The organism is Isoptericola sp. NPDC060257 (genome assembly GCF_042726645.1).
Lineage (GTDB): Bacteria > Actinomycetota > Actinomycetes > Actinomycetales > Cellulomonadaceae > Isoptericola > Isoptericola nanjingensis.
The window spans coordinates 1-2,888 of record NZ_JBHXAW010000396.1; the positions used below are offsets into that span (position 1 = coordinate 1).

The 2,888-nt window shown below is 73.4% G+C and carries 2 protein-coding genes and 1 pseudogene; all 3 read left to right on the plus strand.

Annotation, left to right across the window (positions count from 1 at the left end):
* Positions 1–25 precede the first annotated feature (25 nt).
* A pseudogene (gene ybeY, locus ACFWEK_RS20505) lies at positions 26–433 on the plus strand (rRNA maturation RNase YbeY); the annotation flags it as partial.
* A gap of 28 nt (positions 434–461) precedes the next feature.
* Positions 462–1,841: a hemolysin family protein gene (locus ACFWEK_RS20510; protein WP_430547970.1), complete on the plus strand. Its 1,380-nt coding sequence runs from the start codon at positions 462–464 to the stop codon at positions 1,839–1,841.
* Positions 1,838–2,827, plus strand: a complete 990-nt coding sequence (era, locus tag ACFWEK_RS20515; protein ID WP_430547969.1) for a GTPase Era — start codon at positions 1,838–1,840, stop codon at positions 2,825–2,827. The genes ACFWEK_RS20510 and era overlap by 4 nt, the downstream gene beginning before the upstream one ends.
* Positions 2,828–2,888: the final 61 nt, after the last annotated feature.

The following is a 2,888-nucleotide window of genomic DNA, read 5'->3' on the forward strand; positions in this document are numbered from 1 at the left end:
GTGACCGCCTCGTCCTGGCCGACGGGCGGAGTTCGCCGCGCTCGGACGGTTCGTGCTGGATACCCTGCACGTGCACCCCCGCAGCGAGCTGTCGATCATGTTCGTCGACACGACCGTGATGACCGAGCTGCACGTGCAGTGGATGGACGAGCCGGGCCCCACCGACGTGCTCTCCTTCCCCATGGACGAGCTGCGGCCGGGACGCGAGGGCGAGGAGACGCCGCCGGGCACGCTCGGCGACGTCGTGCTCTGCCCGGAGGTGGCGGCCCAGCAGGCGAAGGTCGCGGGGCACTCCACGGCCGAGGAGCTGCTGCTGCTCACCACGCACGGCATCCTGCACCTGCTCGGCTACGACCACGCCGAGCCGGAGGAGGAGAAGGAGATGTTCGCGCTGCAGCGCCGCCTCCTGCTCACCTTCCTCGCCGGCCGGTGAGCGCGACGACGGACCGGACGGTGGCCTGATGGACGGACCGGAGCTGCTGCTGGCGCTCGTGGCGCTGGTCGCCCTGGCCCTGGCGGGGATGCTGTCCGCCGGCGAGGCCGCGGTGCTGCGGATCACGCGCACGTCGGTCGCGGACGCGGTGATCGAGGCGGAGACGGCGGAGGACCTCACGGCCACGGCCCGCCGGACACGGTTGACCCGGCTGCGCGCGGTGCAGGGCCTCGTCGTCGACCCGCCCGCGGCGGTCGCGGCGTTCGCGCTGGTGCGGGTGGTCGCCGAGACCGTCGCGCTCGCGGCGGCGACGCTGATGATCGCCGACTGGTTCGACACCTGGTGGCAGGTGCTGCTCGTGGCCGGCGTGGTGGGCCTGGTGGCGGGCGTCGTCTTCGTGCGGCTCAGCCCGCGTGCGCTCGGCCTGCGCCGGCCGCTGCCCGTGCTCCTCGCGCTCGCCGGCCCGCTGTCCGCCGTGCACCGCGCCGCGGCCTGGCTCACGGACCGGACCTCGGAGCGCGCCGCGGGGCGCGTCCCCGAGCGCGACGGCGAGCACGACCCCGGCGAGGACGCGCTGCGCGAGGTCGCCGAGCGGGTCCGGGACAACGAGGCGATCGAGGACGCCGAGCGCGAGCTCATCCGCTCGGTCGTCGAGCTGGGCGGCACGCTGACCCGGGAGGTCATGGTGCCGCGCACCGACATGGTGACGGTCACGGCGGCGACGCCGCTGCGCAAGGCGATGCGCCTCTTCCTCCGCTCGGGGTACTCGCGCGTGCCCGTCGTCGGGGAGGAGGTGGACGACCTCCTGGGCGTCGCCTACCTCAAGGACGTCGCCCGCGTGCTCGAGAACGAGCGCGCGGCCGCGGAGCGGCCGGTGGTCGAGGTCGCCCGCGACGCCGTCTTCGTGCCGGAGTCGAAGCCCGCGGACGAGCTGCTCCGCGAGATGCAGGCCTCCCGTTCGCACATCGCCGTCGTGGTCGACGAGTACGGGGGCATCGCCGGGCTCGTCACCGTCGAGGACGTCATCGAGGAGCTCGTCGGCGAGCTGACCGACGAGCACGACACCGCCCCGGAGCTCGAGCCGGAGGACCTGGGCGACGGCACGTTCCTCGTCTCCGCGCGGATGCCCGTCGACGAGCTCGGCGAGCTGTTCGACCTGCGGCTCGACGACGACGACGTGGACACCGCGGGCGGCCTGATCGCCAAGGCCCTCGGCAAGGTGCCGCTGACGGGCGCGACGGCCGACGTCGGGGGGCTGCACCTCGTGGCCGACCGCGTCGAGGGCCGCCGCAAGCAGCTCGCCACGCTCCGGGTGCGCCGCACGACCTCCTCCTCGCACGACGAGGACGACCCAGCAGCGGGTGGCGAGCACGCCACGCCGCCAGACCAGAAGGAAGCACACGCATGACCTCCGAGCGCCACCATCCCTCCGTCGTCACCCCGCACGAGGAGCCGGACACCCACCGGTCGGGCTTCGCCTGTCTCGTGGGGCGGCCCAACGTCGGCAAGTCGACGCTCACCAACGCGTTGGTGGGGGAGAAGGTCGCGATCATGTCCGCGCGGCCCCAGACCACGCGGCACACGATCCGCGGCATCGTGCACCGCGACGACGCGCAGCTCGTGCTCGTCGACACGCCGGGCCTGCACCGCCCGCGCACGCTCCTCGGCGAGCGGCTCAACGCGCTCGTGCAGGACACGCTCGGCGAAGTCGACGTCATCGCGTTCTGCCTGCCGGCCGACCAGAAGATCGGCCCCGGCGACCGGTACATCGCCTCGCAGCTCGCCCCCCTGATGGAGGGCCGCCGGGCGGTCCCCGTCGTCGCCGTCGTGACGAAGTCCGACCTCGTGGACCGCGGGCGTCTCGCCGAGCACCTCCTGGCGGTCGACGAGCTCGCCCGGTCGGTCGACCGGGACTGGTCGGCGATCGTGCCCGTGTCCGCCCGCGACGGCTACCAGGTGGACGAGCTGACCGACGTCCTCGTGGCGCACCTGCCCGCCGGGCCCGAGCTCTACCCGGGCGGCGAGCTCACCGACGAGCCCGAGCAGGTCATGGTCGCCGAGCTGGTGCGCGAGGCCGCGCTCGAGGGCGTCCGCGACGAGCTGCCGCACTCGCTGGCCGTCGTCGTCGAGGAGATCCTCGAGCGTGAGGGCAGCGGAGACCCGGACAAGGGGAAGCCGCCGCTGCTGGACGTCCGCGTCAACCTGTTCGTGGAGCGCGACAGCCAGAAGGCGATCGTCATCGGCAAGGGCGGGTCGCGGCTGCGCGAGGTCGGCACCAATGCCCGCAAGGGCATCGAGAAGCTGCTCGGCACGCGCGTGTACCTCGACCTGCACGTCAAGGTGGCCAAGGACTGGCAGCGCGACCCCAAGCAGCTGCAGCGCCTCGGGTTCTGACGTCGCGGCGGCTGTCTCTTATACACCGCCGCCCGCGAGCACAACCTGACCCTGCTCGACG